The organism is Patescibacteria group bacterium, assembly GCA_041661505.1.
In the GTDB taxonomy this organism is placed as follows: Bacteria; Patescibacteriota; Patescibacteriia; order Patescibacteriales; family JBAZCA01; genus JBAZCA01.
Window position 1 is genome coordinate 48,168 of the sequence record JBAZUF010000002.1, and the last position, 24,530, is coordinate 72,697.

At 44.3% G+C, this 24,530-nt stretch carries 23 protein-coding genes, 2 tRNA genes and 1 pseudogene; 8 read left to right on the forward strand and 18 right to left on the reverse strand.

The features are described from left to right. Window positions 1-31: 31 nt before the first annotated feature. Window positions 32-1,027 carry a tryptophan--tRNA ligase gene (gene trpS / locus WC715_02580; protein ID MFA6171321.1) on the forward strand — a complete coding sequence of 332 codons (996 nt, stop codon included), beginning with the start codon at window positions 32-34 and terminating at the stop codon, window positions 1,025-1,027. Window positions 1,028-1,052: 25 nt separating this feature from the next. Here trpS and WC715_02585 read toward each other — a convergent pair whose 3' ends face one another. The 3 genes from WC715_02585 to WC715_02595 all read right to left on the reverse strand — a co-directional run bounded on the left by WC715_02585 (window position 1,053) and on the right by WC715_02595 (window position 4,318). Beyond that, entirely contained in the window at window positions 1,053-1,388 is a 336-nt protein-coding gene (locus WC715_02585; GenBank protein ID MFA6171322.1) for a type II toxin-antitoxin system PemK/MazF family toxin, read from the reverse strand. A gap of 10 nt (window positions 1,389-1,398) precedes the next feature. Then, window positions 1,399-1,632 (reverse strand): hypothetical protein, encoded by a 234-nt coding sequence (locus WC715_02590; GenBank protein MFA6171323.1) that lies wholly within the window; start codon window positions 1,630-1,632, stop codon window positions 1,399-1,401. 70 nt (window positions 1,633-1,702) lie between these two features. Beyond that, the gene (locus tag WC715_02595) at window positions 1,703-4,318 is read right to left on the reverse strand and encodes a valine--tRNA ligase (GenBank protein MFA6171324.1); all 2,616 of its coding nucleotides are present in this window, start codon (window positions 4,316-4,318) and stop codon (window positions 1,703-1,705) included. Window positions 4,319-4,457: 139 nt separating this feature from the next. Here WC715_02595 and WC715_02600 point away from each other — a divergent pair, with 139 nt between their 5' ends. From WC715_02600 to WC715_02615, 4 genes are read left to right on the forward strand one after another with little or no spacing between them, the layout of a single operon-like run. Further along, window positions 4,458-4,808, forward strand: a complete 351-nt coding sequence (locus WC715_02600) for an S-adenosylmethionine decarboxylase (protein MFA6171325.1) — start codon at window positions 4,458-4,460, stop codon at window positions 4,806-4,808. A gap of 34 nt (window positions 4,809-4,842) precedes the next feature. Then, a complete protein-coding gene (locus WC715_02605) occupies window positions 4,843-5,004 on the forward strand; it encodes a hypothetical protein (GenBank protein MFA6171326.1) in 162 nt (53 codons plus the stop codon). Between the two features lie 22 nt (window positions 5,005-5,026). Next, entirely contained in the window at window positions 5,027-6,292 is a 1,266-nt protein-coding gene (locus WC715_02610) for an argininosuccinate synthase (protein MFA6171327.1), read from the forward strand. 15 nt (window positions 6,293-6,307) lie between these two features. Further along, window positions 6,308-7,534: a lyase family protein gene (locus WC715_02615; GenBank protein MFA6171328.1), complete on the forward strand. Its 1,227-nt coding sequence runs from the start codon at window positions 6,308-6,310 to the stop codon at window positions 7,532-7,534. 66 nt (window positions 7,535-7,600) lie between these two features. Here WC715_02615 and pyrH read toward each other — a convergent pair whose 3' ends face one another. From pyrH to WC715_02660, 9 genes are all read right to left on the reverse strand, one after another. Then, complete coding sequence (gene pyrH, locus WC715_02620; GenBank protein MFA6171329.1) at window positions 7,601-8,308, reverse strand: UMP kinase; 708 nt, start codon at window positions 8,306-8,308, stop codon at window positions 7,601-7,603. Between the two features lie 57 nt (window positions 8,309-8,365). Beyond that, window positions 8,366-9,091: a methyltransferase domain-containing protein gene (locus WC715_02625; protein MFA6171330.1), complete on the reverse strand. Its 726-nt coding sequence runs from the start codon at window positions 9,089-9,091 to the stop codon at window positions 8,366-8,368. Further along, window positions 9,084-11,219, reverse strand: coding sequence for a RecQ family ATP-dependent DNA helicase (locus WC715_02630; GenBank protein ID MFA6171331.1), 2,136 nt, complete (start codon window positions 11,217-11,219; stop codon window positions 9,084-9,086). The genes WC715_02625 and WC715_02630 overlap by 8 nt, the downstream gene beginning before the upstream one ends. Window positions 11,220-11,347: 128 nt before the next feature. Continuing rightward, complete coding sequence (locus WC715_02635; protein MFA6171332.1) at window positions 11,348-11,569, reverse strand: hypothetical protein; 222 nt, start codon at window positions 11,567-11,569, stop codon at window positions 11,348-11,350. A gap of 5 nt (window positions 11,570-11,574) precedes the next feature. Next, window positions 11,575-12,423, reverse strand: coding sequence for a tetrahydrofolate dehydrogenase/cyclohydrolase catalytic domain-containing protein (locus WC715_02640; protein ID MFA6171333.1), 849 nt, complete (start codon window positions 12,421-12,423; stop codon window positions 11,575-11,577). 55 nt (window positions 12,424-12,478) lie between these two features. Further along, window positions 12,479-13,723, reverse strand: coding sequence for a serine hydroxymethyltransferase (gene glyA, locus WC715_02645; GenBank protein ID MFA6171334.1), 1,245 nt, complete (start codon window positions 13,721-13,723; stop codon window positions 12,479-12,481). A 248-nt stretch (window positions 13,724-13,971) separates the two neighbouring features. Continuing rightward, window positions 13,972-15,354: an excinuclease ABC subunit UvrC gene (locus WC715_02650; GenBank protein MFA6171335.1), complete on the reverse strand. Its 1,383-nt coding sequence runs from the start codon at window positions 15,352-15,354 to the stop codon at window positions 13,972-13,974. Between the two features lie 110 nt (window positions 15,355-15,464). Continuing rightward, window positions 15,465-15,641 carry a ferredoxin gene (locus WC715_02655; protein ID MFA6171336.1) on the reverse strand — a complete coding sequence of 59 codons (177 nt, stop codon included), beginning with the start codon at window positions 15,639-15,641 and terminating at the stop codon, window positions 15,465-15,467. A gap of 60 nt (window positions 15,642-15,701) precedes the next feature. Continuing rightward, the gene (locus tag WC715_02660) at window positions 15,702-15,899 is read right to left on the reverse strand and encodes a DUF1059 domain-containing protein (GenBank protein MFA6171337.1); all 198 of its coding nucleotides are present in this window, start codon (window positions 15,897-15,899) and stop codon (window positions 15,702-15,704) included. A gap of 221 nt (window positions 15,900-16,120) precedes the next feature. Between WC715_02660 and WC715_02665 the strand changes: the two genes are divergently transcribed. The 3 genes from WC715_02665 to WC715_02675 are packed head-to-tail and all read left to right on the forward strand — an operon-like array spanning window position 16,121 to window position 19,442. Continuing rightward, complete coding sequence (locus WC715_02665; GenBank protein ID MFA6171338.1) at window positions 16,121-17,356, forward strand: aminoacyl--tRNA ligase-related protein; 1,236 nt, start codon at window positions 16,121-16,123, stop codon at window positions 17,354-17,356. A gap of 36 nt (window positions 17,357-17,392) precedes the next feature. Beyond that, window positions 17,393-18,190 carry a pyrroline-5-carboxylate reductase gene (gene proC / locus WC715_02670; protein MFA6171339.1) on the forward strand — a complete coding sequence of 266 codons (798 nt, stop codon included), beginning with the start codon at window positions 17,393-17,395 and terminating at the stop codon, window positions 18,188-18,190. Then, a complete protein-coding gene (locus tag WC715_02675; protein ID MFA6171340.1) occupies window positions 18,162-19,442 on the forward strand; it encodes a glutamate-5-semialdehyde dehydrogenase in 1,281 nt (426 codons plus the stop codon). Before proC ends, WC715_02675 begins: the two co-directional genes overlap by 29 nt. Before the next feature lie 30 nt (window positions 19,443-19,472). On the opposite strand, the gene proB is transcribed toward WC715_02675, so the two are convergent. From proB to WC715_02705, 6 genes and pseudogenes are all read right to left on the reverse strand, one after another. Beyond that, window positions 19,473-20,597, reverse strand: coding sequence for a glutamate 5-kinase (gene proB, locus WC715_02680; protein ID MFA6171341.1), 1,125 nt, complete (start codon window positions 20,595-20,597; stop codon window positions 19,473-19,475). A gap of 117 nt (window positions 20,598-20,714) precedes the next feature. After that, a tRNA-Val gene (locus tag WC715_02685) sits at window positions 20,715-20,788 on the reverse strand. A 15-nt stretch (window positions 20,789-20,803) separates the two neighbouring features. Further along, window positions 20,804-20,877 (reverse strand) — tRNA-Ile (locus WC715_02690). A 73-nt stretch (window positions 20,878-20,950) separates the two neighbouring features. Next, window positions 20,951-22,096, reverse strand: coding sequence for a hypothetical protein (locus WC715_02695; GenBank protein MFA6171342.1), 1,146 nt, complete (start codon window positions 22,094-22,096; stop codon window positions 20,951-20,953). 153 nt (window positions 22,097-22,249) lie between these two features. After that, a pseudogene (gene uvrB, locus WC715_02700) lies at window positions 22,250-24,085 on the reverse strand (excinuclease ABC subunit UvrB). After that, window positions 24,082-24,387, reverse strand: a complete 306-nt coding sequence (locus tag WC715_02705; GenBank protein MFA6171343.1) for an RNHCP domain-containing protein — start codon at window positions 24,385-24,387, stop codon at window positions 24,082-24,084. Before WC715_02705 ends, uvrB begins: the two are co-directional and overlap by 4 nt. Window positions 24,388-24,530 lie beyond the last annotated feature (143 nt).

Below are 24,530 nucleotides of genomic sequence, written 5' to 3' on the forward strand. Positions count from 1 at the left end.
TCATAATATTAATCATTGTTATAACATCATCATGAGCAGTTCGAAAAAGACTCTTTTTTCCGGAATCCAGCCGTCCGGCAGTCTGCATATCGGCAATTATATCGGCGCGATCTCCCAGTTTATTGAAATGCAGAAAAACTATAACTGCATTTTTTGCGTGGTGGATTACCACGCAATAACTGTTCGCCAGGATCCGGAAGAGTTAAACAAGCGCATTGTAGAGATTGCCAAGGTCTATATGGCTTCAGGCATTGATCCGAATAAATCAGTGATTTTTAAGCAATCAGACGTAGCTGAACATACGGAGCTGGCGTGGATATTAAATTGCGCCGCCGCCCGGATGTCGGATATGAATAAAATGACCCAGTTTAAGGACAAGGCCGGAAAGAAAGAAGAGTCAGTAAGCGTCGGGTTGTATGACTATCCGGTTTTAATGGCCGCTGACATTTTACTATATGGCACGGACGTCGTGCCGGTCGGGAAAGACCAGTCCCAGCATCTTGAGCTGACCCGGACTCTAGCCCGGCGGTTTAACCAAACTTACGGCGAAACTTTTAAAATTCCTGAATTGGTCTTAAGAAAAGAGGGGGCGTTGATAATGGGCTTGGATGATCCCGCGAAGAAAATGTCTAAAAGCGCGGCGAGCGAAATGAATTATATTGCTTTAAACGACGCGCCCGAAATAGCGAAGAAAAAAATCATGCGCGCGGTTACTGATTCGGGTTCGGAGGTTAAGCATGATATTGAAGAAAAACCGGCGATTTCCAATCTATTGGTTATTTATTCCTTACTGGCAGGCATGGACACAAAAGATATTGAAAAGAAATACGCCGGCAAAGGCTACGGCGACTTTAAAAAAGACCTGGCGGAAATAGTAGTCCGGTTTTTAATGGATTTTCAAACTAAGTATAGCGCTATTTCTGATGCGGAAGTAAAAAAAGTTTTAGAAGCTGGAGCAAAAAAATTAGCGCCGATCGCAAAAAGGAACATAGGGAAGGTGAAAAAAAATATTGGTGTTATTATATAAAAATTTCACTTATAAAATAGCCCGGTTAAAAGATGTACTTTAGCCGGGCTTTTATATCTTTGACTATTTCTTCGCTCAAATAGGATATCTTGTTCATAAGTCTTCTCTTATCTATTGTTTTTATCTGATATAGCAATATTACCGAATCTTTAGATAGCCTTGAGATATCCTTCGCAAGGTAAAAGGCGGCCAATTTATCTTTTGCCACCAGATTAGAAGTTATGGGAGCTATAATTACCGTACTTAAATACTTATTAAGTATATTGTTTTGTAAAATTAAAACCGGTCTTAAGCCGGCTTGTTCATGACCTCTCACAGGATTCAAATCAACAATAAAAATATCTCCTTGTTTTATTAACATATATCAATTTTTAAACTTCATTCTGAATAACCAGCCAATCATCCTCCGAAGGCAAATCATCAAATTTCATTCGAGACAACGCTTTCGCGTCTCTCTTCAATTTCTCCTTGAGCCAGCACTCTACCGCCCACTTAATTATTGAACTCTGGGGAACGCTCTCCATCGACGATATGTTCCTTATTTCATCAACCAAGTAAGCCGGCAATATTGCCGAAATTCTTAAATTTTTTGAATATACACTCATATTTTTAGTATTACTATTTAATATTACTATTTAGTAATACACATGTCAAGCCCACCCTTGCTTTCATCCCCTACCCCTCCAGCTTACCCATTTCCGCCATTAGATTTTTCAATTTTTCCTTTTCTTTCTCCACCACTTCTTTCGGCGCTTTGGCGACAAATTCTTCATTATTTAGCCGGCCTTCAATCCCGGAAATAATTTTTTGGAGACGCTCCACTTCTTTTTTAATCCTTTCCTTTTCTTTTTTCTCATCCACCGCGCCGATTAAGTAAACTTCGATATCGCCGACCGCCGCGTGGATAGCCTTTTCTATCTCCGGGCCGCTTTTTAAAATCTCCAGTTCATTAATCCCGGTGCGAAGCCCTTTGATTAACACTTCCTGGGATTTTACGAGCTCCAGCTTGCTTCCGGCGTAAATCACGGCTTTAACTTTTTTTGACGGCTCAACCTTATTTTCCGATCGGGCGTTTCTAATAGCGGAAATTATATCTTTTACTAAATCATATTGCTTTTCCGCCTTTTTATAATCCTTGGACGCGATATCATCGACATTCGGCCAATCCTGGACTATCAACAAATCCTCTTTTTTCTTCGTATCGAGACCGCTAAAATAGCCTTCGTAAATTACTTCAGTAACGAACGGAATAAAAGGGTGCCAAAGCTTTAAAATCGTCCCAAAAACCAAATCAATCATTCCGGTCCTGTTCTTGGCTTTTACGACTTCAACGTACCAGTCGGCAAACTCAAACCAGGTGAACTCGCGCAGTTTTTCTCCGGCCTGGGCAAAGCGGTAATTTTCCATATCCTCGGTTACTTCTTTTACCAGCTTCCTTAACTTCGTTAAAATAGCTTCATCCTCAAGGCTACCTTCTTCTAATTTTTCGCTATTTCCATCTTTCCGGCTCATTTCAATATAGCGGGAAATATTCCAAAGCTTGGTTATAAAATTCCGGGCGCCAATTATTTTTTCTTCATAATAACGCGAATCGCTTCCCGGCGAAATTCCTAAAAGTAAGCTCAAGCGCAAAGCGTCGGTGCCGAATTCTTTTATGACATCCAAGGGATCAATATTGTTCCCGGCCGATTTGGAAAATTTCTTGCCTTTTTCGTCCCGGAGCATGCCATGAATGTACACATCTTTAAACGGAATTTCATCTAAAACATAGGTGGACATTAAAATCATCCGGGCCATCCAAAAAAATAATATTTCATGCCCCATCTGCATCCAGTTTGATGGATGAAAAGTTTTCATGTCATCAGTTTTTTTAGGCCATCCTAATGTGGAAAATGTCCAAAGAGCCGAGGAAAACCAGGTATCTAAAGTATCTTCGTCTTGTTTCCACATTTCACCTTTCGGCGCTTCCAATCCGGCATAAACTTCACTTCCTTTATACCAAACCGGTATCCGGTGCCCCCACCAAATTTGCCGGGAAATGCACCAGTCGCGCAGATTATCAATCCAGTTTAAATATATTTTCTGAAACCGATCCGGCGTTATTCTTACCAGCTGATCTTTTTTTCCGTCTAAACCCGTAGTGGTTGCTTCGCGCATCAGCTCTTTCAAACTTTTTTTCTTTCCGGGTATTTTCTTATTAACATCAACAAACCACTGCTCTTTTATTTGCGGTTCAACTAATCCATTACTGCGGTCGCCCTTGGCTACTCTATGAATGTAATCATCTTCCACCTTAACGAGCAACCCTTTGGCTTTAAGTTTTTCAACAATTTTCGGCCGGGCTATCAAAATTTCCATTCCCGCGAACTCTCCGGCCACTGGCAAAAGCTTTCCATTAAAATCAATAATCTGTTCGCCGGGTAATTTATGCCTTTCGGCAATTTCAAAGTCGGTCATATCATGATAAGGAGTGATAGTCATCACGCCGGTGCCAAATTCCTTATCAATTGCCTCATCTTTTATTACCGTAGCCGTCACCTTGCCGTTTATCCATTCGCATTCGAACTTTTCGCCATGCTTATATTTTTTGTAGCGCTTGTCGTCCGGATGCATGACTACGTATTTATCGCCGAACTTGGTTTCCGGCCGGGCAGTCGCGATAGTAAAGGGGCCGTATTGGAGATAATAAAAAGGCGCGCTTTCTTCATGCCAGACAATTTCATCGTCAGAAATTGTTGTCTGTAATTTAGCGTCCCAGTTCACGATCCTTTTTCCCCGATAGATCAAACCATCGTTAAACATCTTGGTAAAAACTGTATTCACCGCCAGATTGCGCGCTTCATCAAATGTATAGGCCAATCGCGACCAGTCGCAGGAAGTGCCCATTTTTCTAATTTGGCTCAAGATGGTGGCCTTTGATTCTTCGGCAAATTTTCTAATCTCGTCCACCAATTTTTCCCGCCCCAGCTCTTGCCTTGGATTCTTTATGCCTTTCTCCCATAATAATTTTTCCACTTTGGCTTGGGTTGGCAGGGCCGCGTGATCTGTTCCGGGAAGCAGTAAAACCTTTTTGCCGCGCATTCTTTGATAGCGCGCTTCAACGTCCATTAACGAATTTTCCAAAGCGTGCCCTAAATGCAAAACGCCGGTAACGTTTGGCGGCGGCATCATGATCGAATAGGGCTCGCCTTCCAGGTTGTCCGGATTAAAAAATCCCGACTTTTCCCATTTGTCATAAATCTTATCCTCATATTCAGCCGGGTTATAATTTTTTGGCAGTTCTTTTTTCATATTCGCGCTTATCATTAATAATATTTATGCTTACATTTGCATAACCCGATAATTTGCTTATATAATATAGTTAAGCATACTCATTAAACTTATTCTATTTAATTTTAGCCAAAGAGTCAATTAGAAATAAATAAAACCTATGAACGTAAAAAGATTCCACAACATTTTCGACATGGAAAATTGCAATGAAAAAATCGGCGACCGTAAAATCTTGCGCGACTTTGTTGAAAAAATCGCGGAGGTGGCGGACATGAGCATCTTAGAAGGACCGATTATCGCTGACGGCGCCGAGCATAATCCGGGACTTTCTGCTTTGGCCATCATTGATTTTTCCCATATCTCCATCCACACCTTTACCCAGCATAACGAAGCATTAATCGACGTCTTTTCCTGCAAGCCCTATGACAAAGAAAAGATCCAGGCGGTTTGCCAGGAGTATTTCGGCACCCGAAAAACGAAATTCCGCGCCAAAGAGGTTTGGTGGGGTTAATACATATTTGATAAAACTTTTTTAATGAAGGAATATGAAAGCAAAATACAGCCTCTTAATACTCCATTGCCTGCCCGCCCATCCCGGCCGGGAAATTGCCAAAGATATCATGCGCTCGGAACAATCCATTATTTTTGACGAAGCCGAATTTCGGGTATATTCTGCCATGGCACTGCTTTCATATTTAAAAAAATAAAATTAATTGCCTATTTAACACTATGCAAAAAGAAACTTCTTACGTAAAAGTGGCTTCGCATGAAGCGAAAAAAGGGGAATTTAAAAAATGCCTTTTACTATATTCCGGCGGATTGGATACTTCGGTAATGTTAAAATGGATTCAGGAAGAATATGAGTGCGAAATTGTCACTTTGACGATTGATTTAGGTCAGACCGCTGATAATTTGGATGAAATCAAACAAAAAGCCATAAATCTAGGCGCCAAAGAAGCGATTATTTACGACGCTAAGGATGAATTTGCCGACACATTATTAACGCACGCGATCAAAGCCAACGCCGATTATCAGGGCGGCTACGCCCTATCGACGCCTTTGGGGCGGGTAATTATTTCCAAAGCGGCGGTAAGATTCGCTAAAGAATATAATTGCGATGTCATTGCCCACGGCTCAACCGGAAAAGGCAATGACCAGGTGCGCTTCGAAAGCTACATCACTACCCTTAACCCGGCCTTAAAAATTATCGCACCAGTCCGGGAATGGGGCATGGGCCGCCAGGAAGAAATCGAGTACGCGGAAAAGCATAACATTCCGGTAAAACAAAAAACTGACAGGCCATATTCTTACGACGAAAACATGTGGGGCAATACCGGCGAAGGCGGCGAAATTGAAAATCCGGAACTAATTCCCCCGCTAAAAAATATCCTGCAGTGGTGCAAATTGCCGGAAGACGCGCCGGACGCCGAAGAAATAATTGAAGTGGAATACGAAAAAGGCATACCGGTTAAATTGAACGGCGAAGCTATGAAGTTAAGCCAGCTGGTTATGAAATGCAACGCGGCCGGCGCCAAGCATGGCGTTGGAATTTTTCCTTTAATTGAAGACCGCCTCGTGGGGCTGAAAGTCAGAGGGGTTTATGAAAATCCGGGCGCGGCCATTTTGATTGAAGGCCATAGAAGACTGGAAAAATTGGTTTCCAACCGGGAAGAAAACGAGTTAAAAGCGTCAATGGATATTAAGTGGGGCTATCTCGCATACGCCGCCAAGTGGTTTGATCCGGTTATGTACCATATCCGCGCCTTCATTGATTCACAAAACCGGAAAGTGACGGGCAAAGTAAAAATCCGTCTATTTAAAGGAAATATAACGGTCGTTGCGTTATCATCTCCCTATTCTTTATTCGATCATAATTTAGCCACCTTTGACCGGAACGCCGCCTTTAACCAAAACGCCTCGGCCGGATTTATTGAAATTTACAACCTGGCGCAAAAAACCTCTTTTAATGTTTTTAACTACGATGATAAAGAGTAATTATTATCCAACAATATGGCGAGAAAAACAATTGCCGCAAAAAGCAAAAAGATTTGGCAAACTACGGGAGATGAGCTGGATTCAATGGTTGAAGCCTATACGGTCGGCGATGATTATTTAATGGACCAGCTTTTATTGCCCTACGATATCGAAGCCAGCCTGGCTCACGCGGAAATGCTAAAAACTATTGGCATATTGTCCGGCCCGGAATTAAAAAAGGCCAGGCTGGGGCTTTATAAAATTCTAACCGAATATAAGAAAGGCAATTTTATTATCCGGCAAGGCCAGGAAGACGGCCATATGGCCATTGAAGAATATCTGACCGCCCATTACGGCGATATCGGAAAAAAAATCCATACCGGCCGGAGCCGGAACGATCAGGCCCTGGTTATGGTTCGTTTATTCATGAAAGACAGCTTAACCGAAATAGCTAAATTAACCGAAAGATTGGCCATAAGCTTTCAGGCTAAAATTAAAGAGGCGAAAAATATTCCTATGCCCGGCTATACCCACATGCAAAAAGCTATGCCGACAACCGTTGGCGTCTGGCTTGATTCTTACCTCGCGGCCATCAAAGATTTTATCCCCATGCTCAAGGCGGCAAGAAACTTAATCGACCAAAATCCCTTAGGCTCGGCGTCCGGCTACGGCATCGATAATTTATTTTTAAACCGGGAACTTACGACGAAAAAACTCAAATTTGCCAAAACCCAAAAAAACCCCATGTATTGCGGATTTTCCCGCGGATATTTCGAAAACATAGTCCTGCAGGCTTTATCCCAAATTATGATTATCGCGGGCAGATTCGCTTCTGACATGGTAATCTTTACCACCCAGGAATTTGGCTTCTTTTCCCTGCCTGATAGCTTTACTACCGGATCATCAATCATGCCCCAAAAAAGGAACTATGACATTTTTGAAATTATGCGGGGCAATGCCAAAGTTTTCCATTCCTACCAGGCGCGAATCCAGGAAATAATTTCCTCGCTTGGTTCGGGTTATCACCGGGATCTGACCTTAACAAAAAAACCTCTGGTCCTCGGGATTAATCTTTGCATAGATACGATAGAAATACTGGCCAAGGCAATGCCGAATATAAGATTAAACGAGAACCGGCTGAAAAAAGCCATGACCGCCGACCTTTACGCCACCAACGAGGTGTATGAGCTGGTAAAAAAGGGCCGGCCGTTTAGGGACGCGTATCTTGAAATTAAAAATAAATTCAAAGAAAAAAACAGCTAGTTTTCTCAAGTAATATTATAGCAGACAAAATACAGCCCGCGCGGGCTGTATTTTTATTAACCTGATTTATTTTATTATCGTTCCCTTGCACCTCTTTCCTTCCAGACAATCTTTTAAGTTAGCCAAATTTCTTCCGTTCATGATTACAACTTGCATGCCGATATCATGGGCTTTTTTGGAAGCCACCGGATCAAAGGGGGCGTTTAAGCCCGGATCCCACTTAGTCCCGACTATTTTTCTAAATTCCGGCCAGGATATCTCTTCAATTTTTTTCGCGCCCTTATGCTTATTGGGATCCCTGTCGTAAACGTAAGAAATGTTCGATAGGTTTATTAAAGTTTTGGCTCCCAGCCGTTCGGCCAAAATTGTCGCGTCCAAATCGGTTGACCAGCCCGGCCGCCAGCCGGCCGCCACCATAATCCCCTCGCCCTTGGAAAAATGCCTCTTTAAATCTTCCTTGGTCTTCGGATTTTTATTAATCCGCGGATGGGCGTAATTGCGAAAGATTGTTTTTATAAGATGGGCGTTTAAGCGGGTAGTGTGGATTCCGAGCCAATCGCGGTCGTCGTCGGTTAATTTGGTTACCTTTGAAGCCGCTTTCTGGTATTCGCGGCAGGTATTGCCGCCGCCGGTTACTATTACGAAGCGTTCGCCTTCTTTTATCCTTTCAATGATTAACTTCCTGAATTTTTTTAGGAATTTCCAGTCAATTCCTTCCTTGGGCGCGATTAAAGATCCGCCTAAGGAAATTACGATAGTTTTTTTTTCATCCATAAGCCAAGTCTAATTATTATTTTTTTCAGTATATCAAATTTAGATTTTTACGTAAAGTTAGGGTTTTTTGCTTATAACCAGATAATAATTAAATTTGTCCTTAAAAATCCTTTCCGCCGCGCATCCGGATTTTTCCGCTAATCTTTTCAGCTCTCCCTTGGTAAAAGCGTGGTAATAGCGCAAGCTGTTTAAATTTTTCCCTTTCCAGGGAAAAAGAATGTCGCCAAAGTCGTACTCATAGCGCCCGGCCAGCTTTAAAAGAATGCTTTTTGCCAGTACAAGGTAAAATCTTTTTTGTTCCCAGATATTCCAGCTGGTTAAGAGCATCTTGCCGCCCGGTTTGAGGTATTTTTCGGCTTGGCGCAAAAATCCAATCCGCAGCTCTTGGCCCGGGATATGGTGCAATACCGCCACGCAAAAAATATAGTCAAACTTCCTGTCCGCGACCTCTTTTATTTTATCCAGCCCAAGAATATCGCCGACAATAAATTGATAATTGATAATTGATAATTGATAATTGGATCTGGCGTGTTCGATAATTTTTGACGAATTATCAATGCCGATATAACTGATTTTTTTTCCGGCCAAAGCGTTTAAAACCCGCCCGTTGCCGCAGCCAAGATCTAAAATACTCTCGCCATCTTTAACGCGGCTGGCGAATTTAACCACTTCGCCCCAAAGCGGCTGCCAATTTTTCATCCGGGTCTGGTGGAACTCATCAGCGATCTCTTCGTAGTTGTTTTTCACGATTTTCAGTAATTTTTTTTGCGCGTCTTCATTCATGGTCTTTTTTGTATTTGGATAAAACAAATTTTATTTCCCGGTAGCTCGCCTCTTCCCCCAAAAGCTCTTTTATCGGCTTCATCTTTTCCGGTCCGGCTGTTTTTATAGCCGCTAAAATTTTCTTTTGCGCCCGGTCTCCCACCCATTCTTTTATTTCCTTAATCATTCCCCGGTCGATTAAAAAACAAACGTGGTTTTCGATAGTTTCTTCGGCGAGCTCCCTCTCTTTAGCGATCTCCTCTATCGTTTTCCCTTCTTTATATAAATCATAAGTCGTTAGCTGGGTCAATTTAGTTTCCAATTTCACCGCTGGCTCGCGGCCGGACGATTTCGAACCATCACTTTCCCGGAAGTCGCGCCTGTCCCCGCGGCTTTTGCCGCTTTTTAGCTCTCTTTTGGGCGCTGAATTTTTTCTCGCGTAACCGCCGCCTACCAGGCAATTATCGCATTTTTTGCAATCGCCGGGATTTTCTTCTCCAAAATAATCCAGAATGTATTTTTGCCGGCAGCCAAAATGATAGATGTAATTTTCCATGGCTTCCAGTTTTTCATAGGCCCGCTCCAGTTTTTCACGCATGGCGGAGAAATCTATTTTTACCTCGTCCCTGGATACGTTTTTCAATAAAGAAATTTCGGTTCCTTTAAAGGGCGGCTCATATTCCAGTAATCCCTCATCGGCTGATTTGCGCAGAGCCCGGGTTAAAACGTCCTTTTTTACTTCAATAATCGAGGCCGCCTCATCGATATTCAAATCCAGCCGCTCGTTTAGCCGCCCGTCAAAATAGTTAAAAAGCTTTTCCAAAATCTCAATCCGGCGTTTAGCGCGGCTATTGACCAGGCCGCGGAAACGCCGGGAGTCTTCTAAAAATTTCAAATAGGCGTTTCCGTTTTTTTCCCTGGCGCGGGAGATATAGCCTTCGCGCTCCAATATTTTTAGGGCGGTGCCGACCGCCATTTCCGGAACATCATGGCTTAGCATCTCCCGCAGGGTCGCGTAAGTAACCAAAATAGGATTGGCGTCAATCGATTTTAAGGCTTCATACAGATCCAAAACCATGGCCGGCGGCGGGTTGTCGCCTTTGATAAAAAATTCCCGCAAATACCGGTCGCGGGGCGCGTAAAGTAAAAGGCATAAAGCTGGCTTGCCGTCCCGGCCGGCTCGGCCGGCTTCCTGGTAGTAAGCTTCAATCGTTCCAGGCATGTCATGGTGGATGACAAAGCGGATGTCTTTTTTGTCGATCCCCAGGCCAAAAGCGTTGGTAGCGACAATAACCCGGGCTCGGCCATTCATAAAATCCTCTTGCACCCATTTTCTTTCTTCCGAGTCCATTCCGGCGTGATAGCCGACCGCCTCCACTCCCTGGTTTAATAATTCGGCTAAAATTCCGTCGGCCTTGGCGCGCGTACCGGCATAAACTATGCCCCCGCCTTCTTCCATAGAACCGACAGTATTGGAGATAATGTTTATTTTCATGGCATCATTAGCCTGAATAGCGCCGAACTGCAGGCCCGGACGGCTAAAACCGGTAATAATTGACGCCGGGTTATCCATTTTTAACTGCCGGGCGATGTCATCGCGCACTTCAGGGGTGGCGGTCGCGGTAAGAGCCATAACCGGCGGGCGGCCGACGGCGGAAATAGCCGACCAAAGCCTCATGTAGCTTGGCCGAAAGTCATGCCCCCATTCGGAAATGCAATGGGCTTCGTCGATGGCAAAAAGGCTTACCTTCAAATCTTTCAAAGCCCTTAAGAAATCCGCGTTATAAAATCGCTCCGGCGCGATATAAAGTAGCTTTACTGTCCCGGCCAAAGCACCGGAGATGCGACTGGCGCTCTCTTCCGGGGTTATGGAGCTATTTATGAAAGTGGCGGGAATATTTCTTTTTTCGAGGCCGTCCACCTGATCTTTCATTAAAGCGATTAAGGGCGAAATGACGATTGTTATGCCTGGGAGCATTAAAGCCGGCAACTGGTAGCATAAAGATTTTCCGCCGCCGGTAGGCATAATTATCAGAGCGTCTTTTCCTTCCAAAGCCGACTCTATCGCCCGCTCCTGCCCGGGACGGAAGTGATTGTAATTGAAGTGTTCTTTCAGCGCTTGGCTTATTTTTTTCTTGTTATCCGGCATGGAGATAAATATTGGTTTAAACTGTTTTTAGATTATCAAACTTATTGCTTTAGAGTCAAAAAAACACCCCGTAAGGGTGATTTTAATACCCAAAAATCTGTAAGCGCATCCGCTTTTCCGGGAAAAAATTATTTTTCTATAACTTCAATCTCCCGATTACTACCCGGTACATTTCTCCTTCCCTCCATTTTTATCATTCTTCTGCCGCTCCCTGGCGTTTTAGTTTTTTCCGCAAGCCCCTCTTCATCGCTTACCCCGCTTTTTGAAAAAAGCTTGTCCAATTCTTTCCTGCTTTCTTCGCGTATTTGCTCGTAGCTTTTTGGTCGCGGCTTATCCAATCTATTTTCCATATTAATTATTTATTTCGCCTTTTTTTATGTAAATCCAATGTGTTGCGTAAAGTAATCGCTACTGTCATCGGTCCGACCCCGCCGGGAACCGGCGAGATATAGCCGTCCAAATCTTTAACGTCGGAAAAATCCACGTCGCCGTAAGTAAAGCCCTCTTCCCGGGTTATACCGACGTCGATGACCACCGCGCCGGGCTTTATCATTTCCTTTTTGATAAACTTCGGCCGGCCGATTACCGGGATTAAAACGTCAGCCTGCGAAGCCTTGGCAATCAATTCCGGGTCGTCCGGGTGGACTTTTTCGGCGACGGCGCCTTTGCACTTAAAAATTTTGGCTAAATTGCCGCCGAAAATTTCCGATTTGGAAACTACAACGACTTTTTTTCCTTTTAAATCAAACTTAAGGCTCTTTAGCATGTCAAAGATAACGCCGTAAACCGGGGGCAGGATATGCTCATCGCTACAGGCAGTAACTATGGGCTCAATATTTTTCGGATGGAAGCAATCAACGTCTTTTTCCGGGCTGATTTTGGTTATAATTTCATCGGTATTATAACCTCCCTCTTTAGGCAAGGGGAGCTGGAGTAAAATCGCGTCAACCGCGTCGTCCTTATTTAAAAATTCAATCATCTCGACGAGCTTAGCCTCGCCCATATCGGCATCGCATTTATAAAAATGGGTGTCGACCCCGACTTTTTTACTGGCTTCCAGCTTTTTTTTAACGTATATCTTTGAATCAGGATTTTCGCCGACTAAAATTACCGCTAGATTCGGCCGGGACCCGAGTTTTAATATTTCCGCCACGGTCGCGTCATTGATTTTCTCCGCTAATTGTTTTCCGTCGATTATTTTCATGCGATAAAAACACACTCTTTAAGATTCTTGGCCATGTGCTGTTATAAGTAATTTATTATACGCTTGGGATGGGGAAGGCTAGGCACATTTCGCGCACTTCTTTTCTTATCTGTTCTAGAACATCCGGTTCGTCCCTGTGCTCAATTGCCGCGTTAATCCAGGTTGCTACTTTAATTATTTCCTTTTCTTTCATTCCCCGGCTGGTAATAGCCGGCGTGCCGAAGCGGACGCCGGAAGGATTCATCGGCGGGTTGGGGTCGTTGGGGATAGTTGACCGGCTTACAGAAATTCCGACTTTTTCAAGAACAATCTCGGCGTCTTTTCCCCGCAAATTTTTTGAAGCCATATCAACCACCATCAAATGGTTGTCGGTTCCGCCCGATACTATAGTGTAGCCGCATTTTTTAAATTCTTCGGCCATAACCTGGGCATTTTTTATCACTTGTCCGGCATATTCCTTAAAGTCAGGCTGTAAGGCTTCTCCAAAAGCTACCGCCTTGGCCGCCTGGATGTGGTCGTGCGGGCCGCCTTGCATGCCGGGAAAAACCGCCCGGTCCACCTGCTTGGCAAACTGCTCTTTGCACATAATCATCGCTCCTCTTGGGCCGCGCAAAGTCTTATGGGTAGTCGTGGAAACCACGTCAAAAAACGGGACAGGATTATTCATATGCCCTCCGGCGATAAGCCCGGCAGTATGGGCAACATCGGCAAATGTAAAAGCGCCAACCTCATCGGCAATATCTTTAAACTTCTTCCAATCGATTTCCCGCGAATAAGCGCTATAGCCGGCGACGATCATTTTCGGTTTTTCCCGCAAAGCCACCTCTCTTACCTGGTCCATATCCAGCCGGCCGGTTTCCGGATTGACCTCATATTGGACAAAATTATAGAGCATGCCGGAAAAATTCACCGGATGGCCGTGGGATAAATGGCCGCCGTGGTCCAGGCGCAGTCCTAATACCTTTTCTCCCGGCTTCAGAAAAGCAAAGTAAACCGCGGCATTGGCCGGCGAACCGGATAGGGGCTGGACGTTTATATGTTCGGCGCCGAATAATTTTTTCGCCCGTTCTATGGCGATATTATCCACCTCGTCAATAATTTGATTTCCGCCGTAATAGCGATGGCCGCTATAGCCTTCGGAGTACTTGTTAGTTAAAACAGTGCTCATCGCTTCTAAAACCGCTTTGGACGCGTAGTTTTCCGAAGCAATAAGCTCCATTTCTTCAGTCTGCCGCAGAATCTCCTTTCTAATCGCTTTCATTATTTCCGGATCCTGTTTTGATAGATTTGGATAATCCATAATCGTTATGAGCTCTCCCCGAATGATGCGGGGCGGGCGAATTAGATTATATTATTGATATAATTTTTTATAAGTCATCTTTTTTAATCCCTTCCACCAATCGGTAAATTTCGTACGCCGCATTTCTCGAAATCAGTAATCTCAAAAATAAAATTTGCCAGGTTCTTGGCTTTCATTATTTTTAAAGAGGTTTATATAACTTCAACCTATCAAAATAATGCTAAGGTGTCAAAAAAGATATTAATTCTCTAGCGGCCGAATAACTTCTTTTTTCTAAGCAGTTTGTGGTAGGAAATGGCGAACCGGTGGGCTTCGTCGCGGACGCGCTTGATTAGGTGCAGGGCCGGTGAAGCAAGCGGCAATTCCAGGGCGGTTTTTTCTCCGGCAAAAAATAATTTGTCCGGCGCTTTGGCCGAACGCAATCCGTCGCCTTTGGAAATGGCGATTACCGGGATATCTAATTTATATTTTTTCAGTACCCGGCTGGCGACATTCAGCTGGGCTTTGCCGCCGTCGATAATTATCAAGTCAGGCAGAGGCCAGGATTTTTCGGCATCTCTCGGGCTGGCCGGTTTCTTGTTTTCAGAGCCAGCTTTGGCTGCGGCATAGCGCCTAAACCGCCGCTCCAAAATCTCTTCCAGCATTTTTATATCCCCGCCGCGGGCCTTTAAGAAACTAAAGTCCAGCTCCTGGGCCTTGATTCTAAACTTGCGGTACTGGCTTCGCTCCGCTTCGCCGCCGGAAAAAACTACCATAGATCCCACCGCCTCCAGGCCAAAAGTATTAGATACGTCATAGCCTTCAATTCGGTCCGGAACTTTTGGCAGGCGGAGCAGTTTAGCCAGCTCGACTACATCGTTTAAATATTTTTCTCCGACCGTTATCACTTTAGACATCTCTAAAACTCTTTCAATATTTAAAAGCCGGAAATTAAAAAGCTCCAGCTTTTTTTCCCAAGCCAGCCTTTGTTCGTCCGGCAATTCTTCTTTTAATTTTTTTCCCGCCGCCCGGATTTCTTTTTTTAAATCCCGGACAATGTCTTTTTTCCGGCCTTCCAGAAAACGGATCACCTGCCGGATATATTCCAAATATTCCTTGCGGGTAATTTTTTCCTCGCACGCGCCCTGGCATTTGCCCACATGATAATAAAGGCACGCTCTTTTCGGCAGCCGGGAACAGGACCGATAGGGCCAGATCCGCCGGATTAATTTTAGGGTTTGCCGGACCGATTCTCCGGAAGTAAAAGGGCCGAAATAGCGTCCAGCTTTATCGATGGTTCTGGCCGAATAAACCCGCGGCCATTCTTCTTCAGTCGAAACTTTTATATAGGAAAAACGCTTATCATCGCGCAGGAGCACGTTGTATTTTGGATGATGTTTTTTTATCAAATTGGCCTCAAGCAGAAACGCTTCCACCTCGCTCTCCACCCATATCCATTTTATTTTTGCAATCTCCAAAACCATTTGCTCTTTCATGGGATTTAATTGCGAACTTTTTTGCCAGTACGAAAGTACCCGGCTTTTTAAATTAACGGCCTTGCCGATATATATAATTTCTCCAACGGCATTAAAAAAAAGATAACAGCCGGGCGACGCAAGAAGCTTGTATTTTTTTACTTGTTTTATGTCCATACAGGTTATTTTTATCACTTCCGCCAATAAAAAACAACCTCAATATTTGAGATTGTCTTTCGTGATACAAGCTCTTTCGGAGATTCTTCCGCCTACTCCCCGGACTAAACTTAATCGACGGTTATCGCTTGAACCGGGCAGCTTTCCGCCGCCAATTTGCCGCACTCGGCGTTTCCCTGGCTAACCACTTCCGATTTTCCCGTATCGGCGTTTAATTTAAAAACGTCCGGGCACAGGCTCTCGCAAGCTCCGCAGCCGATGCAGGTTTCTTGGTTGACTTTGATCATAGCGATGTAATATTTACGTTTAATAAGCCTAAATACATTTTATAACAATAAAAACAAAAATCAACCTTCATGGACTTTTCCCATCATCATTTGTTTGATTCCCATCTCCGATTTATCGGCCATCATCTCCTTCATTTTATCGGCGTGGGCGGTTTTCGCGTGCTCCATCATATTGTCGGCCACCTCTTCCTTGGTATTGCCCCTAGATACGTAATGGCAGCTATTTTCTCCCAGGTCGGCGCAAGATAGCATCTTCATAAATTTAGTAAATTATCAACGCCAGCTTTCTGGCAATTGAATAATTTTCATTAAAGTTAACAGTGCTTCCTAAGACGCCGGACCGGGATTTCAATTACATTGGCGCGTTTTCGCTTTGACAACCAGGCGTTTTTTTAATAGAATTCAAGCATATATCAGATGATAAATCTCATTTGCCGGGAAATGGCTGGACGAAAGCCATTCCCTGGCCCGCATCGGCTATGAAACAATCTAAACTTTTCACCAAAACTTCGAAACAGGCGCCCTCGGAGGAAACCAGTTTTAACGCCCGGGCGCTCATTCAGGCCGGCTTTATTAATAAAGAAATGGCGGGAATATATGATTTCTTGCCGCTGGGGTTAAGAGTCCTTGAGAAAATTATCGCCATTATCCGCGAGGAGATGAATAAAATCGGCGCCCAGGAAGTATTGCTGACGGCTCTGCAAAACCCGGAACTTTGGAAGAAAACCAACCGCTGGGATGACGCGGTTTATGACGTCTGGTTTAAAACCAAATTGAAAAATGACACCGAGCTGGGATTAGCGACGACGCACGAAGAGCCGCTTACCAACCTGCTGAAAAAGCATATTTCCTCTTACAAAGATTTGCCAAAATGCGTTTACCAGTTTCAAACGAAATTCAGAAACGAAGCCCGGGCCAAATCCGGCCTGATGCGCCTTAGGGAATTTATAATGAAAGACGCTTACTCATTCCACGCCGATGAAAAAGGCCTGGACGAATATTACGAAAAAGCCAAAGCCGCCTATACTAATATTTTTAAACGGCTGGGATTGGGTGAAAAAACCTATATGACTTTTGCTTCAGGCGGAACTTTTTCCAAATATTCCCACGAGTTTCAAACCTTGACCGGCGCCGGAGAAGACACAATCTACATTTGCGAAAAGTGCCATGTGGCCATTAACCGGGAAATTATCGAAGATGTTAAGCACGCCTGCACCGAATGCGGCAATAAGGATTTAAAGGAAGAAAAGGCCGTGGAAGTCGGAAATATCTTTAAACTCAAAACCAAATATTCAAAACCGCTCGGACTTAGTTTTATGAATATGTCAGGCCAGCCTAATGACGTTGTTATGGGCTGCTACGGCATCGGCCCGCAAAGGGTGATGGGTACGATAGTCGAGGTATTGCACGATGACAAAGGCATTATCTGGCCGGAAGCCATCGCCCCGTTCAAAGTCCATCTGGTGAGCCTCAACAAAGATGAAGAGGCGGAAAAAATCTATAATGATTTGGTTCAGGCGGGAATCGAGGTCTTATATGACGACCGCGATCTTACGGCCGGCGAAAAATTCGCTGACTCGGACTTAATCGGTTTGCCTTACCGGATAATAGTAAGCGAAAAATCAATTAAGGGCGGCGGGGTGGAAATAAAAAAAAGAAGCGAGGCTAAAGGCAGTATAGTTAAAGAAAAAGATATCCTTGAAACCATAAAATAAACCGATATCGGGGCGCCGCCGGTGCCCCTTTTATTTATGAAAAAGAAAAAAAAGCATCTGACTATCGGGATTTTCGGCTTTGGCAATATGGGCCAGGCGATTTTTAAATCATTAAAAGCCAGTAAAGACTTTAAAAGCTCCGGATTCTACATTCACTCTATTAATACCATCCGGGTCAAAGGCGCGAAATGCGCTGCGAGCCTTTTAGCGCTCATTCAAAAATCCGATGTTATTTTTTTATGCATCAAGCCGCAGGACTTTAAAACTTTAGCGGCAATAAAATTAAAAGAAAAAAATAAAATATTCATTTCTATAATGGCCGGCATAAAAACAGCCGAAATAAGCCGGACAACCGGCTCGAAAAAAGTCATCCGCACCATGCCCAACCTGGCCTTGCGGGTGGGCGAGAGCATGACCGGCTGGCACGCCGGCAAAAAAAACTTCACCTCATCCGAACTGCGGCTAGTTAACCAGCTCCTTAATGCTTTTGGCCAGGAAATATTTTTGAATGATGAGAAAAAAATCGACGCTTTGTCGGCCGTTTCCGGGTGCGGGCCGGCTTATGTTTTCCTTTTTATGGATGCGCTTATCCAGGCGGCGGTAAAGCTCGGATTTAAAAAAGACGAGGCAAAAATTCTTGTCCGCCAAAGCGTCGCCGGCTCGCTATTATATTCGCAAGAGGAAGAAAACTTGCCGCTTTTAATTAAAAGGGTGACTTCAAAAAAAGGAATCACCGAAGCGGCCTTAAAAAGCTTAGGCACAGATCATTTCTATAAAAATTGGGAAAAAGCCCTAAAAAAAGCCTATGAAAGAGCCGGGGAATTATCCAAGTAAAATTGATAAGAGTATTGACCTCGCTAAAAGAGCTTCGGTTGGTCTGCAAAATTTAACCTCCAGGCAAAAAAATCAGGTGTTAAACTCCCTGGCTGATATTTTGTTAAAAAATGCCAGCAGTATTATTGGCGCCAATAATAAAGATATCCGGGCGGCAAAGTCGGAGGGAAAAATTCCGAGTTTTATCGAACGCTTGGCATTAGATCGGGAAAAAATAAGAAGCATGGCCCGTTCATTAAAAGAAGTGGCCAAACTGCCGGACTATGTCGGCCGGGTAATGGAGGAGAAAAACCGCCCATCGGGAATTCGCCTTAAAAAAATCCGGGTGCCTTTGGGCTTGGTAGCTATAATATATGAATCCCGTCCGAACGTAACCGTTGACGCTTTTGCCCTAGCCTTCAAGAGCTCCAATGCCGTAATCTTAAAAGGCGGAAAAGAAATAAAAAACACCAACCGGGTTTTAGCCAGCTTAATTAAGAATCTTTTGAAAAAAAATGGAATTAATCCGAACGCGGCAATGGATATGAGCGGGATTAAAAAAACTGAAACAAAAAAATTATTAGCCAATAAAAATATTGACTGCCTGATTCCCCGAGGCGGCAGAGGCTTAATAGAATTCGTCCGCGAGAACGCCAAAGTCCCGGTAATAATGACCGGCGCTTCAGTAGTCCACGCTTATGTTGACGAGGAGGCGGATTTGGAGCTGGCGAAAAAAGTGATAATTAACGCCAAGACCAGAAGAGTGTCGATATGCAATGCCCTGGATATTTTACTCCTCAATAAAAAAGTCTGTGAGCCCATGTTAGAATTACTATCCGCGGATTTATCTAAAAAAAATGTTGAACTGCGGGCGGATAAGGCAAGCTTTAGGATTTTAAAACAAATTAAATATCCAAAATTAAAACCAGTCAAACCGGCTGATTTTGATACGGAATTTTTGGATTATATCTTGGCGATAAAAGTCGTAAATGACCTGGACGAAGCCCTGGAACATATTAGCGCGCACACTTTGGGCCATAGTGAAGCGATTATTACCACCTCAAAGAAAAAAGCAGATAAATTTTTTAAAGCCGTCGATGCCGCCTGCCTGTATTGGAACACCTCGACTCAATTTTCCGACGGCGGAGAATTCGGACTGGGCGCGGAGATCGGAATTTCGACCCAAAAACTCCATGCCCGCGGCCCCTTTGCCCATGAAGCTTTAACTACTTACAAATATTTGGCCGAAAGCAAAGGCAAAACACGGAAATAACCGCCTCCCACCCCACATCCCGAGGCCTCGCTACTCAAAAGAAAAATAGTCGTAATGGATTACGATTTTTCTTCCACCCTCAATTTTTTCCCCTTCGGTATGGATATTTTTATAATCTTTAATCTCTCTTATTAGTTCGTCTTTCCCGTAGCGGCATTGCCCTTTTCCCAAGATCGTCCCGTCAACGTCGCAAACCGCGATAACGTCGCCTTTTTTAAAATTACCCTCGGCTTCTTCCACGCCCGACAATAGGATGGAGGAAAATTGCTTTGTCTTTAGAATATCTGAAAGATAACAGCTGGTTACAATCTTTCCCTTGGGATGAGCGGCAACCGCCAGCCAGCTTTTTAACGGCTTAGCTTTTTTGGCCGAGGCTTTGAAGCGGGTTCCAATTTTTTCGGCGCCGATAACCAGCCTTGATAGAATATCCGGCTCCGAGCCGCAAGCCACTATCATCTCAATTCCGAGGGCGCCGGCCTGCTCGGCAGTCAATAACTTGCTTTTAATCCCTCCCCGGCCGACTTCGCTTTTCGTATTATCGACCGTCTTTAAAAGTTTTTTTATGTCAGTAACTTCATCTAAAAGCATCGCCTCCGGGTCTTTAGGGTTTTTATCATAAACCCCGGCCACGCTAGTCAATATTATCAATTTTTCGGCAATAAGCATGGCGGCCACCATAGCGGATAACTGGTCGTTATCCGAGAAGGCCAGCTCTTCGGAGGATAAAACGTCGTTTTCGTTAAAAATCGGAACAATGCCCAGATTCACCAAATTTTCGGTTACTGTCCTTAAGCTTAAATATTTTTTGCGGTCGGCAAAATCCGATCGGGTAACGAGGATTTGGGCGCAAGCAAGGCCGTGCTTTTTGAACTCTGCCTTGTAAACCGCCATCAATTCCGGCTGTCCGACTGCCGCGAGAATCTGTTCGCGGACGATCGCCTTAGGCTGATTGCCCCAGCTAACTGAAAAATCGCCTTTAAGTTCCCGGGCGGTCCGGCCGCTCGCTACCGCTCCCGACGAAACTATTACAATGCGTTTTCCGGCCTGAATTACCCGGGAAACGTCGCTTACCAGGCCAGAGATTATCCCGGCATTTAAATTGCCGTCGCCCTTAGTTATAAGCTGCGACCCGATTTTCACGATAATTTTTTCCATGAGTTTGCCTGGGATTTAATTGGGGGTTTTTGATGTGGACGCGAGAGGGCTCCCCGCCTCATCGGCGGGCAGGGAACTTCTGGACTCTGATCTTGAAAAATCATCCTGTCAAATATGTGGGCGGCATAGGATTCGAACCTATTACCTCGTCGATGTCAACGACGCGCTCTAACCAAGTGAGCTAGCCGCCCGAATTTATTCAATTGTGCGCCCAGATGGACTTGAACCATCGACCCCGGCTTTATAAGAGCCGTGCTCTAACCAACTGAGCTATGGGCGCCTTCGCAAAATTCTAGCCAGCCAGCTATAGCCCGTTTGCCGACTCAAGAACTATATTTAGGTTAGCACTTCTGTTATTCCTTTTCAAGAATTTTCTTTAGCCTTTCTTCCAATCGCCCTATTATCGCTTTTTCCGCGGCTTGGAGCGGCTCATCCAGTTCGATTTTAGCTAAAGTTTTTGTCCCGGTCGGATTAAAGCCGGCGGACAACTCCAGAGAGTTAAGGCTTTTTCCCGAATAAATCCAGGCCCTGGTTTTACTGTTAATATTTTCAAAAATCAAGGCAATTGCTTTAGCGGCCGGAACGTTGGCGATCAGCTCATCAATCACTTCATTTAAGTCGCTTTCTTTCGACTGGGTTTTTTCAAAATCGGCCTGGCTTAAAATCGACCAAATCAATTGGTCGCCAGATGAAGATTGCAGCCGGGCCAAAACCCTTCCCCAGAGTTTTAATACGTTTAATGTCCGCGAGCGGAATAATTTATTAATTATCTCCTCTTTCCTGGCGCCTAGCGCGATTAGGTCAGAAGCAGCCTCTAGGGCCTGGGGGGAAATAATTTGGCTCCGAAAATTCCTGGTTTTAGAAATTATGCCGGCCAAAAGACAGGTAGCGATATCTTCATTTAACAGCTTCTGGTCGAGTGATTTTAAAAGGGGGAATAAAACCTGGGAAACCGAAACCGCCGTCAGTTCGATTAAGTTAATCTGGCCGAAACTTTCGTTGGCCGAGTCGTTGTCGATATTAATTACCGGCTTTTTGTAAAAAAGATCAGGATTATCCTCATAAATTTTACCCAGCGACTCTAAATCCGGCGCCCCGATCGTAATAATTAAATCATATTTATAGTCGCAATTGCAGGCCGATACCTCATTGCCGGTAAACTGGCCGCCCCTGGGAGTAATAATAAAATCAAGGCGGCCGTCTTCCATTATATACTTAACCTCGCCGACTTTAGTTTGGGAGACGTCAAGCGATACGATCAATTTTTGGAGTCCGTCCGGAGCGCCCAAAATTTCGGAAAAGCCCGGCAAAAATTCCAGGCCCTTTTTTTCCTCCAAATTCTCAATAACTAAATCGGCTTTTTTTCCCATCCGCCCCAAAAATAAAAATACGGCCAGGGCGCTGGCCAGGCAGTCTCCATTTTTATCGCCCGGGGCAATTAAAAGAATTTCTTCAGCTTTCTTAATCTGTTCGGCGGCCTGATCTTTCACGTTTAACATAAATATTTAATGGGGAGTTTTTTCTCGACTTTGAAATATATCTGAAAAAATACCGGCTGTCAAATAAATAGCGAACCTATAATGAATTAATAACTTTCTGTAAAGAGCGGCTAATTCAATTTTTTTTCTTGCGGCCCGCGGATTAAAGAACTAGGCCTCAATTAATCCCTTAGAAAGCTCTTTTTTAATAGTCGTCGGAGTTATATTGTGCTCCTTGTTATATTCTTCCTGAACCTTGCGGCGGCGGTTAGTTTCGGAAATGGCAAAACGCATGGCCGGGGTAGTTTTTTCCGCGTACATAATTACCTTGCCGTCGACGTTCCGCGCCGCCCGCCCGATGGTCTGTAGAAGCGAGGTTTCTGTCCTTAAAAAACCGGCCATATCCGCGTCTAAAATTGCGACTAAAGATACTTCGGGGAGATCCAGGCCTTCCCGCAGAAGATTAATACCTACCAGAACGTCTACTTTTCCGCTTCTTAAATTGTTCAGAATATCCACCCGCTCTAAAGTTTCAATCTCGCTATGAAGATAGGTTACTTTAATCAAATTTTCCGTTAAGAACTCGGATAATTCTTCAGCCATGCGCTTGGTCAAAGTCGTAACTAAAACCCTTTGCTTTTTTTCCACTCTTAATTTAATTTCTCCGATCAAATCCTGGATCTGGTTTTTAGACGGCCGGACTTCAATCTGCGGATCCATAAGCCCGGTCGGCCGGATGATTTGTTCAACCACCTGTTTGGAATTTCTTATTTCAAAATCCGCCGGAGTGGCGCTTACGTAAATCACCTGGTTGATCTTTTTCCGGAACTCATCGTAATTTAGCGGCCGGTTGTCCTTGGCTGAAGGCAGGCGGAAGCCGAAGTCGACAAGAGTTTGCTTCCGCGACTGGTCGCCGAAATACATTCCCCGGATCTGCGGCAAAGTTACGTGCGATTCGTCGATAAATAGCAAAAAATCCTTGGTAAAAAAATCCATTAGCGTCGAAGGCGGAGAGCCGGTTGCGCGCCCGGATAAATGCCTCGAATAATTTTCAATGCCGTTGCAATAGCCGGCCTGCTCAATCATTTCCAAATCATAGTTGGTCTTCCGTTCAAGCCGATAAGCTTCGACCAGCTTATCTTCTTTCTTTAATTCTTCGAGCCTTTGCGCGAGCTCCAGTCTGATCGACCCCATCGCGTTTTTTATCTTTTCATCCGGCGCCATGTAATGCTTGGCCGGCAGTATCATTACCTCTTTCAGCCGGGTACCCTGGCTGTCATGCAACCCTTCCATCCAGGGTTTTTTCGGGTCTTCCGGATGAACCGAAAACTGAATTATCCGCTCTACGGTATCGCCAAGCATAATGATGCGGATAATCGCTTCGCCGTTAACCAAGAATATATCAATCGTATCTCCCCGGACGCGGAATTTGCCCCGGTAAAATTCATTGTCATTTCTTTCAAACTGAATCTTAACCAGTTCCGAGAGCAAAGCGTTCCGCTTCATTTTCTGCCCGGCGAAAAAAAACCGGCCGAGGGACAAATAATCCTCCTTTTCCCCGATGCCGTAAATGCAGGAAACGCTCGCCACCACGATTACGTCGTTCCGGAATAAAAGCGACTGGGTCGAAGCATGCCGCAAACGGTCGATTTCCTCATTTATTGTTGATTCTTTTTCGATATACGTGTCGGTCTGGGGAATATAGGCCTCGGGCTGATAATAATCATAATAGGAAACAAAATAATGAACTGCGTTTTTTGGAAAAAATTGCCGGAATTCGCCGTACAACTGGGCGGCCAAAGTTTTATTATGGGATATCACCAAAGTCGGACGCTGGACGGCCTCGATAATCCCGGCCATAGTAAAAGTCTTCCCCGAACCGGTAACGCCGAGTAAAGTCTGCTCCCTATAGCCTTTGGCCAGGCCGGATACCAGCTTGGAAATCGCTTTAGGCTGGTCGCCGGTCGGTTTGTATTTTGATTTTAAGACAAATTTTTGGTCAAACTTCATATATTGTATTCGAGTCTTGAAAGTTCAAGTATTTTTTTATAATCATCATTCTTAGACGCTTTTACCTTATGCCGATGTCCGCATTTTTCGCATTGGTAGACAATCCGCTCTTCTCCATGTTTTAATTCAAGGCCGATCGGCCGCATCATCCCCTGGCATTCCGACAACCGGTCGCCCGGATTAATATCGGCGTGTTTTGACCACAAACAATTCGGGCAATGGTCGGTATAGCCGTCGCCTTTTGTTTCTACCCCGCAATTTTCGCAGATAAAATCTTCAATTTTACGCTGAAATTTTCTCATATTATAGTAAATTATTGTACCATGATAATTTGAGTCTGTAAACCGGCTTATATTTTTGACAGAAGCTTATTAATAGCCCTATAATATAAGTAATAAGAGTCTCAAAAGGTCAGTAAATAATTGCCGGAGATTAAGCTTAAAAA

Bases quoted from the DNA above. Each gene is read 5' to 3' on its own strand.
- trpS (MFA6171321.1), top strand. From the start codon at position 32: ATGAGCAGTTCGAAAAAGACTCTTTTTTCCGGAATCCAGCCGTCCGGC.
- WC715_02585 (MFA6171322.1), bottom strand. From the start codon at position 1,388: ATGTTAATAAAACAAGGAGATATTTTTATTGTTGATTTGAATCCTGTG.
- WC715_02590 (MFA6171323.1), bottom strand. From the start codon at position 1,632: ATGAGTGTATATTCAAAAAATTTAAGAATTTCGGCAATATTGCCGGCT.
- WC715_02595 (MFA6171324.1), bottom strand. From the start codon at position 4,318: ATGAAAAAAGAACTGCCAAAAAATTATAACCCGGCTGAATATGAGGAT.
- WC715_02600 (MFA6171325.1), top strand. From the start codon at position 4,458: ATGAACGTAAAAAGATTCCACAACATTTTCGACATGGAAAATTGCAAT.
- WC715_02605 (MFA6171326.1), top strand. From the start codon at position 4,843: ATGAAAGCAAAATACAGCCTCTTAATACTCCATTGCCTGCCCGCCCAT.
- WC715_02610 (MFA6171327.1), top strand. From the start codon at position 5,027: ATGCAAAAAGAAACTTCTTACGTAAAAGTGGCTTCGCATGAAGCGAAA.
- WC715_02615 (MFA6171328.1), top strand. From the start codon at position 6,308: ATGGCGAGAAAAACAATTGCCGCAAAAAGCAAAAAGATTTGGCAAACT.
- pyrH (MFA6171329.1), bottom strand. From the start codon at position 8,308: ATGGATGAAAAAAAAACTATCGTAATTTCCTTAGGCGGATCTTTAATC.
- WC715_02625 (MFA6171330.1), bottom strand. From the start codon at position 9,091: ATGAATGAAGACGCGCAAAAAAAATTACTGAAAATCGTGAAAAACAAC.
- WC715_02630 (MFA6171331.1), bottom strand. From the start codon at position 11,219: ATGCCGGATAACAAGAAAAAAATAAGCCAAGCGCTGAAAGAACACTTC.
- WC715_02635 (MFA6171332.1), bottom strand. From the start codon at position 11,569: ATGGAAAATAGATTGGATAAGCCGCGACCAAAAAGCTACGAGCAAATA.
- WC715_02640 (MFA6171333.1), bottom strand. From the start codon at position 12,423: ATGAAAATAATCGACGGAAAACAATTAGCGGAGAAAATCAATGACGCG.
- glyA (MFA6171334.1), bottom strand. From the start codon at position 13,723: ATGGATTATCCAAATCTATCAAAACAGGATCCGGAAATAATGAAAGCG.
- WC715_02650 (MFA6171335.1), bottom strand. From the start codon at position 15,354: ATGGACATAAAACAAGTAAAAAAATACAAGCTTCTTGCGTCGCCCGGC.
- WC715_02655 (MFA6171336.1), bottom strand. From the start codon at position 15,641: ATGATCAAAGTCAACCAAGAAACCTGCATCGGCTGCGGAGCTTGCGAG.
- WC715_02660 (MFA6171337.1), bottom strand. From the start codon at position 15,899: ATGAAGATGCTATCTTGCGCCGACCTGGGAGAAAATAGCTGCCATTAC.
- WC715_02665 (MFA6171338.1), top strand. From the start codon at position 16,121: ATGAAACAATCTAAACTTTTCACCAAAACTTCGAAACAGGCGCCCTCG.
- proC (MFA6171339.1), top strand. From the start codon at position 17,393: ATGAAAAAGAAAAAAAAGCATCTGACTATCGGGATTTTCGGCTTTGGC.
- WC715_02675 (MFA6171340.1), top strand. From the start codon at position 18,162: ATGAAAGAGCCGGGGAATTATCCAAGTAAAATTGATAAGAGTATTGAC.
- proB (MFA6171341.1), bottom strand. From the start codon at position 20,597: ATGGAAAAAATTATCGTGAAAATCGGGTCGCAGCTTATAACTAAGGGC.
- WC715_02695 (MFA6171342.1), bottom strand. From the start codon at position 22,096: ATGTTAAACGTGAAAGATCAGGCCGCCGAACAGATTAAGAAAGCTGAA.
- WC715_02705 (MFA6171343.1), bottom strand. From the start codon at position 24,387: ATGAGAAAATTTCAGCGTAAAATTGAAGATTTTATCTGCGAAAATTGC.